At 60.6% G+C, this 15401-nt stretch carries 3 protein-coding genes; all 3 read left to right on the top strand.

Translation table 11 applies throughout. The features are described 5' to 3' along the window. Positions 1 to 120: 120 nt before the first annotated feature. The 3 genes from G5S37_RS09450 to G5S37_RS09440 all read left to right on the top strand — a co-directional run bounded on the left by G5S37_RS09450 (position 121) and on the right by G5S37_RS09440 (position 15383). Complete coding sequence (locus G5S37_RS09450) at positions 121 to 5406, top strand: autotransporter-associated beta strand repeat-containing protein (protein ID WP_165203049.1); 5286 nt, start codon at positions 121 to 123, stop codon at positions 5404 to 5406. Positions 5407 to 5673: 267 nt separating this feature from the next. Continuing rightward, positions 5674 to 10203, top strand: coding sequence for an autotransporter-associated beta strand repeat-containing protein (locus G5S37_RS09445; protein ID WP_165203047.1), 4530 nt, complete (start codon positions 5674 to 5676; stop codon positions 10201 to 10203). Positions 10204 to 10364: 161 nt separating this feature from the next. Next, a complete protein-coding gene (locus G5S37_RS09440) occupies positions 10365 to 15383 on the top strand; it encodes an autotransporter-associated beta strand repeat-containing protein (RefSeq protein WP_165203045.1) in 5019 nt (1672 codons plus the stop codon). Positions 15384 to 15401 lie beyond the last annotated feature (18 nt).

Genomic DNA, 15401 nt, shown 5'->3' with positions numbered 1-15401 from the left:
CCACGAGGGATCGTACGCTCGTGCAATTCATGATCTTTCCAAGGTGGCATCTATAGGTGAATTCACTTTGCGGACCGGGGGAAAAACACCATAATCCGCGCCCGTTTTGGCCCCCTCAAAATGACCCCCTCCCCCCGCCTTCGTCACCTCACCATCTCTGTTTCCAAGCCCCTCCTCGCCCTCGGCATCTTGATCGCCTTGGGGCTGGGTGCGGCGCATGCACAGAATCAACTACTGTGGGATGCCACTGCCGGCGCTGGCAGTCCCGGCGCCCAGGATGGCAGCGGAACATGGAGCATAGGTGGTCCCAACTGGAGAAACACCGGCACCAGCACGGATGACCAGAACTTCTCCAATGGCGATGCCGTGACCTTCGGCGCAGGCAGCGGTGCCGCGGGGACGATCACCCTGTCCGGGATGATCAATACGAACAGCATTACCTTCAATGCTCCCGGCTCCGGCGCCTACACCATCTCCGGCGGCACGGCCATCAGCATGACCAACGGCGCCATCGTGGCGAATGCAAACGCGACCATCAGCTCCGTCATCACAGGGACGGGCACACTCACCAAGAGCGGCACCGGTACCCTCATCCTGACAGGCACCAATCTTTTCAACGGCCTGCTCGACATCACCCAAGGCGCGGTGAGCCTGCGGAATGCCGCCGCCGCCGGGACCACGGCGGGAGGCGTCACCGTGCGCAACAACGCGGCGGTGGAGTTTCAGGGGGGCTTCTCCTACGGGAGTGAAACGCTCACCCTCAATGGCTCCGGTATCTCTGGCGCCGGCGCAGTCCGCAACGTGAGCGGCAACAATACCTGGGCTGGCGGCGTCAGCCTGGCCAGTGCCAGCACGATAAGGTCCGATGCGGGCACACTCACCCTCAGTGGCGTGATCAGCGGCGCAAACTCGCTCACGATCATGACCGCTGCCTCGGCGGCCCAAGTCACCTTCAGCGGCGCCACCAGCAACAGCTTCACTGGTCCGCTGAACCTCAATGGCGGCCTGCTTACTCTTTCCAAGACACCCAACTCAGACAGCCAGCTTCCCCAAGCCATTGCCAACAATGTGACGGTGAATATCGGCACGGGGGCCGTCCAGGCCATCCTCCGTCTGGATCGCAATCACCAGATCTCCGATACCGGCACCGTGCTGAACTTCGCCGGCTCCGGCTCTACCGCAGGCATCTTCCGGCTGAATGGATTCAGCGACACCGTGGGCACCATCAAGAGCACCGGCGGGGCGGGCATCATCGAAAACTTCCACGCAGGCAACGTCAGCACCATCACCGTCAACAACGCCACGAACGACACGTTCAGCGGGATCATCCGCAATGGCGGCGGCGCGGCCCTGAACCTGGCCAAGGCGAATACCGGCACGCTCACGCTCACCGGACTGGCTTCCCACACCGGATCCACCTCTGTGAAGAATGGCACGCTGGAGTTGTCTGGCGCAGGCGCACTTGCCAGCACCAGCGAGGTGATCCTCTCCACTGGCGGCACGCTGAAGGTGACCAATACCGCCGTCACGAACCTCGATGACCGGATCAGGGACAATGCCGCCATCACGCTTCGCGGCGGCACACTCGCACTCGCGGATGATGGCAGCCAGGCTGACTATAGAGAGAATGTGAGCGTGACGACCGCCGCGGCCGGGGCCAGCACGATCTCCACAACGTCCACTACCACGGGTACCACCACCCTCACCATTGGCTATCTGATGCGGAACAAAGGTGCGACGGTGAATTTCACCGGAACGAATTTGGGACTCTCCACAGCGAACCGCATTGTCATGGGCGGGATTTCTGGCACCGACCACGGCCTCATCGGGGGCTGGGCCACGACGGGAAATGAGTTTGCGAAACACGACTACACAAATGGGGTGACCGCACTCACTGCTGCGGACTATGTGACTACGGGCGAGGCGAACTGGACCTTTGAGGCCAATGCGAAGATCACCGGCAATACCACGCTCACGAACGATCGCCGTGTAAACTCGCTGAACATCGCCGCCGCAGGTACGACCAACGTCAATCTGAATGGCGAAAGCCTTCGCATTGAATCCGGCGGCCTGCTGGTGAGCGGCACGAGCGCCGTGACCATCAGCAACGGCACCCTGACCGGCGGCACCGGAGCAGGCAGCACGGGAGAGGTCATCCTCCACCAGAACTCAAGCGCGTTGCTGGATATTACCGCGACGATTGCAGACAACGGAGCGCGTGCCACCGCTCTGGTGAAGAGCGGGACGGGCACGGCACGTCTTTCTTCGGCGAACAGTTTCACGGGCGGAGTATTCGTGAACTCCGGCACGCTGCAGGTGAACCACGCGGCAGCCATTAACACCGCAAATACCCTTGCAGTGGAGGGCGGCACCCTGGACCTCAATGGCAACGATCTTACCGTAGCCTCGCTCACCAGCCAGACCACCAATACCGCCGGGATGATTACAAACACCACAGGCGGCGTGAAGACACTCACCGCAGGAGGCGACAACAGCTCCGGCAGCTATTCCGGACAGCTTGGTGCCAACCTGAACTTCACCAAGACGGGTACAGGCACCTTCACCTTGAATCAATCCAACGCGGCCTATGCAGGCGTCATCACTGTGGCCCAGGGCACGCTGGCAACAGGAGGCGCTGGCTCACTGGGCGGTACAGCCGCTGCAGCCAAGACCGTGGTGCAGGCAGGCGCGACGCTGGATATCAGCAATGGCATCAACCGCGATGAAACGCTCGAAATCGCCGGTCACGGTGTGAATGGCTTGGGTGCCATCGTGGCCAACACCGGCGACTCGCAGAACCTCCGGAACGCGGCGCTCACCGGCCACACCACTCTGGGTGTCAATGTGCGCTATGACTTCGACAACGTGCTGGCAGGCAACGGCTACACCCTGACCAAGATCGGCGGTGGTGAACTCGCGCTGGAAGGCTCCGGTGTGCAGGGCCTCGGCGATATCCACCTCAAGCAGGGAAGCACCACCTGGAGCGGTTCCGCAGATCTGGGTGATTCCACCAAGACCCTGTATGTAGACAGCGGAGCCGCCGCGCAGTTCTATAACAAAGCTGCAGACGCCAAGCGGATCACCCTTGCAGGCGGCACGCTGCGTCGTGCTGGTACAGCGGGCACCTCCGCCGGTGTGTTTGTGGACGTGGTAGGCGGGTTGAAACTCGCGGCGGGTGCTTCCTCCATCGCGCACTCGAACAGTGCGCTTGGCTTCCAGCTCAATGCGATCCAGCGCGATGTAGGCGCCACACTCAACGTGGATACCAGCACCGGTCTCGCCACTACGGACACGAAGAATGATGCCGGCGGCATCCTCGGCGGATTCATCACGTTTGGTGGAACGGACTGGGCGACCAATGCCACGAACGGTGACGATGGAGCCATCGTGGCCTATACCGGCTATGTCTCGAACACTTTCTCCACCGCGACGAGCAACGTGAACGTGAGCGGCACACAGAACGCCCTGGCAGACTTCACGGTGCACAGCCTGCGCTTTGCCGCTGCCTCCACAACACTGAATCTCACAGGTACGAATACCGTCACCAGCGGCGGCATTCTCATCACCAGCACTGCAACCGGTACCGGAACCACCATCGCGGGCGGCACTCTGCGCGGGTCTGCGGGCGGCGATCTCGTGGTGATCGTGAACAGTGGGTTCGGCGCCACCATTTCCTCCACCATCGTGGACAACACCACCGCCACCGCCCTCACCAAGGTGGGCACTGGCGGTCTCACGCTCACTGGGAACAACACCTACACCGGCGGCACCTACCTCACCGGGGGTGCACTGATCGTCAATACGATCGCGGACACCGGGAACAGCAACATCGGCAACTCCACGGGCGGCACGAACAACATGATCGTTTTCAATGGTGGCACTCTGGCGCTGCAGGATACGGGAACGGATTCAGTGACCGCTCGCGATGTGATGGTCGTGGGAAGCAGTGCCGCCAGGTTCCAGGTGGGCACCGGACGCCAGTTGGAGCTTTCCGGCGTGGTGAGTGAAGAAGCGCTTCTCACGGGTGAAGGAGTCCTCTCCACCAATGGATTCGAAAAAACAGGTGCCGGAACCCTGATATTGAGCGGTACAAGCTCAAACACCCTCACCAGACAGTTCGACGTCTCCGGCGGTACAGTGCGACTGAACAAATCCGGAGGAGCGACAGCCATTGCAGGCAACGTCTCCGTGAGCGGCACCTTGATCCTCGATCAATCGAACCAAATCGCCGATACCTCCATTGTGACCTTGAACAGTGGTAGTTTCCTCTTGAATGGCAAGAGTGAAACCATCGGAGGTCTCAGGGGCAATGCTGCGGTGCGCAACCTCGCTGCTGCGAATGGCTCCCTTGAAACCAAGGTGGCCGCAGGCGAGACTTATGTTTTCAACGGGGGGCTAGATAACGGCAGTGGCGGCGGCACCCTCTCCTACACGAAGAGCGGCGCGGGCACGCAGATCTTCACATACGCCAGCAGCTATACGGGAACCACGACCCTGACAGAAGGCACGCTGCAACTGGGCAATGGCGACACCCTGGGCTCAATCGACGCGGCCAGCAACGTCGTATTCAACGGGGGTCGACTGGCTTTCGCCCGCTCAAGTGACATCACCTTCTCCAACCAGATGAGCGGTACCGGCACCTTCGCGGTGACAGGGGCAGGCAGTGTATACATCAACTCCGGGACGAATACTTACGCGGGCACCACGGAGGTGCTGAGCGGCGCGCTCTTTGCCATGAATACCACGGGCTCTGCCACCGGCAGCTCCACAGTGGTAGTCACCGGCACAGGGATACTGGGAGGCACCGGACGCATCGGCGGTCACACGATCGTGCGCGATGGCGGGCAGATCGGTCCGGGCAACGGAATGCCGGGTGGCGGAATCGGCACGCTGACGCTGGGAAGTCTGACGGTAAATCGCCAGACGGCAAGCACCACCCCGAGCATTTTCTTCGAACCGGGGCTGGCTGGCGTCACGTTCTACAACGATGCGGCCGGTATCGCAGCGAACATGGGGAACCTTTCCGCGTACTATGCCACGAAGATCAATGAGTACGAAAATGAATCTGCCGAACATGACCGGCTCATCATCGAAGGCGCCTTGAATCTGGACTCCGGAGCCATCATTCAATTCCACACGAACGGCACTATCTACCAGGCAGGCGATGTGATTGACCTCATGGACTGGGCGACCCTGAATCTGATGAACGCCCCCGGTGACCGTGCCTGGTCCGTAGAGCAGGATCTCATTCTCCCCACGCTGCTGCCCGGCCTGTCCTGGGATCGCTCCCTGTTCGAATCGAACGGCATCTTGGTCGTCATCGGCGCCGTGCCTGAACCTGGGCGCGCGATGCTGTTGATGCTCGGCCTCGCAGGCCTGGTACTCCGCCGGAGACGGCGGGAGTAGAGCGCGAGCGGAAGAAGGGCAGGACCTTTTACCAGATATCCCTGCGGACACCTCAGTCCGCAGGGTGTATTTGCTGAGATTTGCCAAATTATTATTTACCCATTCTCTGGGGAAATAAAAAATCGACCGCTTCGATTTTCCGATGGGAGGAGTTGTACCCCCGTTGCGACGAGGATTTTTGTGACTTGGCTGACAACTATCAGTTATTTCACTTTGCGCGCATAGGGGTTCCCAACATACTCACCCTCGCATCACTCCCAACGGCACATGATCCATTCTCGCACTGTTCGTTTGCATTACCCCCCGCTTCTCTTGTGCCTCACCATCGCTTGCTACGTGATTTTGACCGGCGGCTTCTCCACAGCGCATGCGGCGAATCTATTGTGGGATGCCACCTCCGGTGGCGCCAATCCCGGTGCGCAAGACGGCAGTGGCACCTGGGCACATCTAGGTCCCAACTGGCAGAATGTGGATAACGGCGCAAATGACCGGTCATTCAGGAACGGTGATGCCGTGACGTTCGGAGCAGGCAGCGGCGTCGCAGGCACGATCACCCTCTCCGGCGCAGTCTCCACGAACAGCATCACCTTCAATGCGCCCGGCTCCGGTAACTATGTCATCTCGGGAGGCACGGGCATCACCATGGCCACAGGCACCATCGTGGCGAATGCGAATGCGACCATCAGTTCCGTCTTGGTCGGGAGCGGCACGCTGACCAAAGGCGGCACAGCCACCCTCACCCTGACCGGGGCGAATACGTACTCCGGCACCACCACGGTGAACCGTGGCACCTTGGAACTTTCAGGCACTGGCGCCCTCACACAGACGGCAGGCATCACCCTGGAAATGGGTGGCACCTTGAAGCTGCGCAACACTTCCTCCGCAAACTCAGGTGACCGCTTGAGAAATGCTGCGCCATTGTCCTTGCTGGGTGGCACCCTCTGGCTGGCGGATGACGGCAGCAATGCGGCCTACGCAGAGACGGTGGGCCCGACGACAGCCGTGGCCGGTGCCAGTACGCTCTCGACCGTTTCATCTTCTGCAGGCAGCACGAACCTGAGACTTGCTCAAGTCTCGCGGAACGAGGGCGCGACGTTGAACTTCACTGGAACGAACCTGGGCGTCACCGCGAAGAACCGCATCCTCGTAACCGGCACATCCTCCCCCAATCTTGGCCTGATCAGCGGCTGGGCCACGGTGGACAATGAGTTCGCAAAATACGACCGCACCAATGGTGTGACGGCGCTGACGGCTGCGGACTACGTCACTACCGGCGAGGCGGCCTGGAACTCTGGAGTGAATGCGAAGATCACCGGCGACACCACACTCACGAATGATCGCCGTGTGGGATCGCTGAATATTGCCGCGGCTGGGACCACGACGGTGAACCTGAATGGTGAGACCCTGCGTGTGGAATCGGGTGGCATCCTGGTGAGCGGTTCCAGCGCCGTGACCATCAGCAACGGCACCCTGACCGATGGCACCGCGGGCGAGGTCATCCTTCACCAGAACTCAACCGCCGAGCTCGATATCACTGCAAGCATCGCTGACAACGGCACGAACTCCACTGCGCTGGTGAAAAGCGGCGCAGGCACCGCGACTCTCTCCGGCGCGAACTCTTTCACCGGCGGTGTGTTTGTGAATGCGGGCACGCTGAAGGTGAACCACGCAGCAGCCATCAACGCGGCGAACACGCTGGCGGTGGAGGGCGGCACGCTGGACCTCAATGGGAATGACGTCACCGTGGCATCCCTCTCCAGTCAGACCACCTACACGGATGATGACATCACGTACGCCAACAAATCGGGTGTCATCACGAACACCAACGCCACAGGCGGCGCGAAGACACTCACGGCGGGCGCCGACAACAGTTCCACCACCTTCTCCGGTCAGCTTGGTGCGAACCTGAACTTCACGAAGACGGGCACCGGTACCTTTACGCTGAACCAGTCGAACGCGAGCTACGAGGGCATCGTCACCGTGGCTCAAGGCACGCTGGCCACAGGCAGCGCTACGGCACTGGGTGCCACGGGTGCGGCATCCAAGACGGTGGTGCAGGAGGGTGCGACCTTGGACATCACCCTTGGAATAAGCCACGACGAAGTGCTGGAGGTGGCCGGGCACGGTGTGAATGGGCGCGGCGCGATCGTGTCAGATTCGCATTCCACCCACACCTTTGGGAACATGACCTTGACAGGGCATACCACACTACGCGTGGATGCAGACGGATATCAATTTGATGGCACACTTGCGGGTGGCGGGTTCAACCTCACCAAGGTTGGCGTTCAAGATCTCCTCCTGTCGGGTGCAAACGTGCAGGATCTCGGAGACGTGCATATCAAGCTGAGCACCGTCACCTGGAGCGGTTCTGCGGACCTGGGTGTTTCCACCAATACTCTGTATGTGAACAGCGGAGCCACAGCGCTGGGAGCCACCGCACAGTTCACCAACAAGAACAGCGACGCCAAACGCATCACGCTGGCGGGCGGCACGCTGCGGCGCAATGGCACCGCGTCCGGAGCCGCAGGGCAGGTGCTGGATGTGGTGGGTGGGCTGAAGCTCGCCGTCGGCAAGTCCTCCATCGTGCACACGAACAGCCAGCTGGTCTTCCAGCTCAATGCGATTCAGCGCGACGTGGGCGCCACGCTGAATGTGGACAACAATGCCACCCTCGCCACCACGGATACCCGCAACGATGCCGGCGGTATCCTGGGAGGTTTCATCACCGTGGGCGCCACAGATTGGGCGAAGAACAACACCAACGCCGACGATGGCGCCATCGTGGCCTACACCGGATATGCGGCGAATGATTTCTCCAGCGCCACGAATAACGTGAATGTAACCGGCACCCAAAGCGCGACGGACGCCACGGTGCACAGCCTGCGTTTTTCCCAAGCCGGCACCACGCTGAATCTCACCGGCACAAACACCGTCGTGAGCGGAGGCATTCTCTTCACCGCGGGCGCTTACTCCACCATTGCGGGCGGTACCCTGCGCGGATCCGCTGGCGGCGATCTGGTCATCATCCAGGGCAGCGGCGCGCGTGTTGAGATTTCTTCTACCATCGCGGACAACACCTCCGCCACGGCACTCACCAAATCCGGCGTCGGCATCCTTGAACTCACAGGGAACAACACCTACACCGGAGGCACTTTCCTGGTGGGAGGCGTGGTGGAAGTCAATTCAATTGCAGACTCGGGAGTCAGCAACCTGGGTCACTCCACGGGTGGCACGAACAACATGATCACCTTCAACGGATCAGGCACCACCCTGTCCCTGCTGGACACGGGAACGGATTCAGCGACGGCGCGCAATGTGATGATCATGTCGGACAGTCGCGCCGTGCTGAGGGTGGGTGCAGGACGACAACTGGAACTCTCCGGTGTGATAAGCTCAGAAGCGCTTCTCACCGGAGAAGGCGACTCCCACATGACTACTTTCCAGAAAACATACGAAGGAACTCTGATATTCAGCGGCACAGAGTCAAACACCTTCACCGGAGGGGTTGAAGTTTCGGACGGCACGCTGAGGTTGAATAAATCAGGCGGAGCGACAGCCATTGCGGGCGAAGTGAGCGTCAGTGGCTTTTTGGTTCTGGATCAGTCGAACCAAATTGCCGACACCTCCATCATGAGTGTGGGGAACGGTGCCTTTCACCTGGAGGGTCACAGTGAAACCATCGGCGGCCTGATAGGTAGCCTGGGCTCCGGTTCGGTGCGCAACTTCGCTGCCGCGAACGGCTCCATCGAAACCAACGTAGCTGCGGGTAAGAGCTACACTTTTGCCGGACAAATTCAGGACGGCTCCGGCGGCACGCTCTCCTACACGAAGAGCGGCGCAGGCACACAAATCCTCACGGGCAGCAACACCTACACAGGCACCACGACCCTCAAGGAAGGCACGCTGCAACTGGGCAATGGTGGCACCACCGGCACGCTTGCGACCGCAACTAATGTGGTTTTCGACGGCGGCAGACTGGCCATCAATCACTCGGACGACAGGACCTTCTCCAACGCGATGAGCGGCACCGGCACCTTTGCGATCACAGGCACGGGCAACATCACCATCGATTCCGCGAATACACACGCAGGCACCACCGAAGTGCTGAGCGGCGCGCTCTACGTCAGGAACACCACGGGCTCCGCCACGGGCAGCACTGCGGTGATCGTCTCCGGCACTGGCGTGCTGAGCGGCACTGGACGCATTGCCGGCCACACCACGGTACGCGACGGTGGGCAACTGATCGCGGGCAACGTGCCGTTCCTCAGTGCCATCGGCACACTGACGCTGGGTGGTCTGACCGTGAACCGTCAGGCCTTCTCGCGCCCGAGCATCCTTCTGGAACTCGGGTCCAACGGTTCCTTCATCTTCAACGATGCGGCGGGCATCTCGGCGAACATGGGAGATCTCACCACGTACTTCGCCACGAAGATCGATGAATATGAAAACGAATCCGGCGTGCATGATCGGCTGAACGTCGAGGGCACGATGAGTCTGGAGGGCGGAGCCACCGTCGAATTGCGGACACTCAGCTACCAGCTGAAAGCCGGTGATGTCATGGACCTCCTGGACTTCATGGAGATGAACCGGCTGAACGCCCCGGGCGACCGCCCTTGGTCCGCGTTCCAGGATCTGTACCTGCCCACCTTGGGTGCGGGCCTGTCCTATGACCTGTCCCTCTTCGAGTCGAACGGCATCGTGGTCGTCATCGGCGCCGCGCCTGAACCCGGCCGGGCGATGCTCCTGATGTTCGGCCTCGCTGGGATGGTGCTGCGCCGGAGGCGGCAGATATCGTAGACGCAAGCTTCCGGCGCAACTTCCTGTGGGATTGCTCCACACAGCGATGCGCCAACAAGCTCGCTTTGCATGCACCCAGGTCCATGACAACATCCGAGTTCGCTCACGCTCTTCTCACACAGCAAATGCTCCCCTACCATCGTTCACTCCATATCTCCCGTTTGCTTTCCAATCCTCTCAGAGCAGCCCTCTGCGCGCTGCTTGCCTTTGGCATTTCCACGGCACAGGGAGCGAATCTCCTTTTCGATGCCGATCCCGGCACGGCGGGCGCGCAGGATGGCAGTGGTACCTGGACTACCGGTGGCGGAAACTTTCGCAACCTCGGCACAAACGCGGACAACCAAACCTTCAAGTATGGGGACTTTGTCACTTTCGGCACGGGCCTCGCGACCGGCTCGACAGGTAATGTGACCGTCACCGGCACGGTAAACACCCAACTCATCATCTTCGCACCTTTTGGCACCCCCAGCCTCTCCAGCTACACCATCACCGGCGGCACCATCTCCATGAGTAATGGAATCATCAGGCTAAATCAGAATGGGACGATCAACTCGGTGCTGGCGGGCACCAACATCGCCAAGCAGGGCACGTCCACTCTCACCCTGGGTGGCAACACCAGCAACACCTTCACAGGACCACTGAATATCTATTCCGGCAGGATCATCCTCAACAAGACATCCAATTACGACAGCCAGCTTCCGCAAGCCATCGCCTCCGGCGTCACGGTGAACATTGGCAACGGCACTGCATCAGCGAGCCTCCAGCTCAGTCGCAGCCACCAAATCGCCGACACCGACACCGTGCTGAACTTCACCGGCACAGGCATCACGGGCGGGGTCTTTGACTTGAACGGCTTCAGCGAAACAGTGGGCAGTATCAGAAGCACCGGTGGGGGCGGCGTCATTCACGCTGGCAGCTTCGGATTTGGCAATACCGTGAGCACCCTTACCGTCAACAATGCTGTAGACGACACCTACAGCGGTGTCCTTCGCGATGGCTCTACGGGGAGAGTACTCCATTTCGCCAAGGCCAATACTGGCAAGCTCACCCTTACCGGCACGAACACCTACACAGGTGACACGACCGTGCGAGGCGGCACCTTGGAAATCGCCGGTGATGGAGCTTTGACGGAGACCGGCAGCGTGGTGCTTTCAACAGGCGGCAAGCTGAGCCTCTTCAATACCTCGACCGGCAACTCCAGCAATCGCGTGAACGATGCTGCGATGGTGTCACTTCGGGGCGGCACTTTGGTGATGAAGCACGATGGCACCGTGGCCACGAGCACCGAGAATTTGGGAGCGGTCACCGTTGCAGCAGGAGCAAGTACTGTCGAACTCTGGAGTGGGATCGGGTGGACTTTCCCCGAGAGTGAACCCATTGGACCCACTCACAACGAGCTGACTCTGGCCTCGCTCTCGCGAAACAAGGGCGCCACTCTCAGCATCTTCGGGTCTCAGGTTGGCGTCGAGGGGGACCGGATAAAGATCACGGCACCGCCATCTCAAGATCATGGCATCATTGGCGGCTGGGCAACGGTGGGATACGAATTTGCCGCCTACGTGAACTCACCTGTTCCCAGCGTGTCGCAGCTCGATTCGTCCGAGTCCAGCGGGGAAGCCGACTGGACCTTCGAAGCGAACGCGAAGTCCTTCGGCAACATCACACTCACCGCGGACCGCAGAGTGAACTCGCTGAACCTCGCCACATCGGGCACGACGACGGTCAATCTGGGTGGCCACACACTGCGGGTGGAATCCGGTGGTCTTCTCGTGAGCGGCGGCACACCGGTGACCATCAGCAATGGCACCCTGACCGCAGGCACAGGCGCAGGCAGCACCGGTGAGGTCATTCTTCACCAATACTCCAGCGGGCCACTCGATATCACCGCCACCATCGTGGACAACGGCAGCCATGCCGTGGCTCTCGTGAAGAGCGGAACCGGCACCGCGAGTCTCTCCGCAGCGAACAGCTTCACCGGCGGGGTATATGTAAACGCTGGCACCCTGCAGGTGAACCACGCAAATGCGATCAACTCAGCAAACACCCTCGCCGTGGAAGGTGGCACGCTGGATCTCAACGGCCACAATCTCAGCGTTGCCTCCCTTTCCAGCCAGGACAGCAACACCGCCGGCCTCATCACAAATACCAATGTCATCGGCGGTATGAAGACCCTGACCGCGGGTAGCGACAACAGCTCCACGAGTTTCTCCGGGCAACTCGGCGACAACCTGAACTTCGTCAAGGTGGGCACAGGCACCCTCACCTGGAACCAATCCAATGAAGACTACTGGGGCGTGATTACGGTGGCCGAGGGCACGCTCGCCACGGGAGGTGTCGGTTCACTGGGTTCGATTATTTACAAGACGGTGGTGCAGGCGGGCGCCACGTTGAACGTCAACAACGGCTTCAATCAAGACGAGACACTGGAGGTGGCTGGCCACGGCGTCGGTGGCAACGGCGCCCTTGTCTACGGTGACCCGCTCGACTTTCTTTTGGGACCCACGCGTGATCCGCTGAGTTTGCGCAACGTGACGCTCACCGGCCACACCACCCTGGCCGTGCATGCGCGTTATGATTTTGAAGATACCCTCGCGGGCAACGGCTTCGCGCTCACCAAGATTGGGGCCGCCGAACTCGTCCTGGAGGGCCCGAGCGTGCACCACCTCGGAGACGTGCATGCCAAGCAGGGAACCATGACGTGGGTCGGTTCCGCGGATCTAGGTGTCTCCTCCAGCACGCTGTATGTAGACAACAACGCCGTGGTCCGGTTTCAGAACAAGGCCAATGACTCCAAGCAAATCACCCTCTCGGGCGGCTACCTGAGTCGCGCTGGAGACTCAACGACCACCACCACCCTGGATGTCGTTCTCGGACTACGGCTGGCGGCAGGTGCATCCACCATCATGGACGAAGGCGGTGCGCTGGTGTTCCAGCTGAACGCCATCCAGCGTGACGTGGGTGCCACGCTGAACGTGGACAACAATCCAACCCTGGCCACCACGGACACGCTCAATGATGCGGGTGGCATCCTCGGGGGATTCGTCACCGTGGGTGGGACTGACTGGGCAAAGAACAGCACCAACACCGCCGATGGCGCCGTGGTGGCCTACACCGGCTACGTAGCGAATGATTTTACGGCTGCGGCGAACAACGTGAACGTCACCACCGGCACACAGAGCGCCACGAATGCCACGGTGAACAGCCTGCGCTTCGCCGAGGCTGACACCACCTTGAACCTCACCGGCACGAACACCGTCGCCAGCGGGGGCATTCTCATCACCAGCGGTGCAGGCGCGACCATCTCTAGCGGCACCTTGCGTGGCGCCGCGGGTGCGGATCTGGTGATCATCCAGAACAGCACCACCGAAGCCACCATCTCCTCCGTCATCGAGGATAACGGATCTGCCACCGCTCTCACAAAGGCAGGCACCGGCTGGCTCCACCTCACCGGAAACAACACGTACACCGGCGGCACCTTCATCACAGGCGGCACCCTGAGTGTCTCGCAGATTGCCGACTCCGGGAACAGCAATCTGGGTAACTCAACCTCCGCCACGGAGAACACTCTCACCTTCAATGGTGGCACCCTCAACCTCGCGGGCACCGGAACAGACTCAGAGACGGGACGCAACGTGATGCTGATGTCAGGTGGGGGCACCATCCGTATGGAAACTGGCCGCCGGTTGGAATTCTCCGGTACCATCAGCGGGGAAGCCTTACTCACTGGTGAGGGGATTTATCGCGACGACTTTAATTCGTTCCGTACAGGAGGAGAAGGCACACTCGCATTTTCAGGAGACGGCACGGTGGTTTTCAGCGGCTCGACTTCCAATACGTATACGGGACAAACCTCGATAGGCTCCACACTCGGCAGCACATTCACTCTCCTGCTAAACAAATCGGATGGCGCCACGGCGATCGCGGGAAACCTGTTTCTGGGCGATACGGTGAGATTGATGCAGTCTCATCAAATCGCAGACACCTCCCTTGTCTATATGACATTCAACGGAAAATTGGATCTGGCAGGCAATGAGGAAGTGATCGGCGGTCTTTTGAGCTCGGGCGTCGTGCGTGGCAGCAGTTCCACTGGTGAGAGCGGCACCCTTGAGACACGTGTCGCCGCCGGTGCGACCTACAGTTTTGGCGGTGTGGGAGGGTTTGGCGGAGGTGCCCTCGAGGATGGTACTGGAGGCGGCACACTCTCCTACACGAAGAGCGGGGATGGTACCCAAATCCTTTTGGGCGCCAATACCTACACCGGCCAGACCACGGTATCAGGCGGGGTGCTGCAACTGGGCAATGGTGGCACCACAGGTTCTCTGGCTGCAGCCAGCGAGGTGGTCCTTTCCGGTGGCAACTTGGTGATCAATCGCTCGGACAACGTCACCTTCTCGAATGCGATGAACGGCACCGGCACCTTCACGGTCGCGGGCACGGGTAGTGTGACTCTCGATTCGGGGAACAACGACTTCGAAGGAAATACCAAGGTGCGCTCCGGCACGCTCTACGTCACGAATACCATCGGCTCCGCAACGGGCAGGAGCGCGGTGGATGTTTATGGCACCGGCAAACTGGGTGGCACGGGGCGCATCGAGGGTGCGGTGACCGTGCGGGACGGCGGCCAGATCACGCCTGGAAACACCGCGGCGGGTGGCACCGTCGGCACGCTGACACTTGGTGCCCTGACGGTGCACCGCCAGGCGGCCTCCACGGTTCCAAGCATCATTTTTGAACTCGGAGGAAGCGGCTCCTTCATCTTCAATGACGCGGCGGGCATCGCGGCGAACATGGGGAATCTCTCCGCGTATTTCGACACGATGCTCAATGTCTACGAGAACGAAACCGGCGAGCATGATCGGCTCCACGCGGATACCATGAATCTGGATGCGGGTGCCATCATCGAAATGCAGACCGCAGGTTACGAACTAAAAGCCGGCGACGTCATGGACCTCCTGGACTTCTTTGAAATGAACCGGCTGAACGCTCCAGGCGACCGCGCCTGGTCGGCGTTCCAGGACCTGTACCTGCCCACTCTGGGAGCAGGTCTGTCCTATGATCTCTCCCTCTTCGATTCGAACGGCATCGTGGTCGTCGTCGGCGCCGTGCCTGAACCCGGCCGCGCGATGTTGCTGATGTTCGGCCTCGCAGGCGTGGTATTGCGCCGGAGACGGCGGGTGTAGCGCAGAGAAGAGCGCGTG

The sequence above is a fragment of the Roseimicrobium sp. ORNL1 genome (assembly GCF_011044495.1).
Classification (GTDB): domain Bacteria; phylum Verrucomicrobiota; class Verrucomicrobiia; order Verrucomicrobiales; family Verrucomicrobiaceae; genus Roseimicrobium.
This window is presented reverse-complemented; position numbering and strand designations above follow the sequence as displayed.